The organism is Mediterraneibacter sp. 210702-DFI.3.120, assembly GCF_020561005.1.
In the GTDB taxonomy this organism is placed as follows: Bacteria; Bacillota; Clostridia; order Lachnospirales; family Lachnospiraceae; genus Mediterraneibacter; species Mediterraneibacter faecis.
This window is the reverse complement of record NZ_JAJCNG010000075.1, coordinates 1-654: the sequence shown is the minus strand read 5'-3', so window position 1 is coordinate 654 and position 654 is coordinate 1. Positions and strand designations below refer to the sequence as shown.

Here is a 654-nt window from a genome sequence, read left to right as displayed (position 1 = left end):
TACATTTTAGCAGGGTATGAACAGTCAGACGCTGAAGATAAGGCAGTAGAATATATGTTACGACGCGATGCGACTTATCAAAGAGCTATTGCAGCGGGATATTCTGTGTCTGATGATGAAATCAATGATTATTTAGATGATTTAAAAGTTACAATAAATGATTCGATTAATAGTGAGGAGGCTCAGGCTCTTATAAGTCAATTTGGTTCGGAAGAAGGATATTGGCAGCATGAATTTGAAGTTTATAAGATAAATTTACCAATTGAAAAATATTTAGAATCATTAAAACAAGAATATTTGAAGAATAGTATTTCTACACAATCAAATAATCAAGAGGCAGAAGAAACAATAGAAAATTATAATCGTTATATTGAAGAAGTTCAATCAGAGTTAGTTAAACAAGAGCAATATGAAATATTTGAATGATCAATATCATGTCAACATGAAAGACTTTCACGTACGGTTCCGTGAGAAGTTTGAGGTGAAAATTTTCTTACCTACTTGATTGAGAGGTTGGCTAATCAACTAATGCTTAGCCTCCTACTCGATTGCCATGAACTGCCAGAGAGGATACGAAAGGGGCATGATACCCCATTCCCAGTCAGAAGAGTGGAAATTCCAAAACCAGACGGAGAAATGCGAAAGTTAGGAATT

1 protein-coding gene and 1 pseudogene are annotated in these 654 nt (G+C 34.7%); both read left to right on the top strand.

Features of this window, described 5'->3' with window-relative positions:
- A partial coding sequence (locus LI162_RS15260) for a hypothetical protein (RefSeq protein ID WP_226877230.1) occupies nt 1–426 on the top strand: 426 nt, incomplete at its 5' end.
- A 129-nt stretch (nt 427–555) separates the two neighbouring features.
- Nucleotides 556–654: pseudogene (locus LI162_RS15985) on the top strand (maturase); the annotation flags it as partial.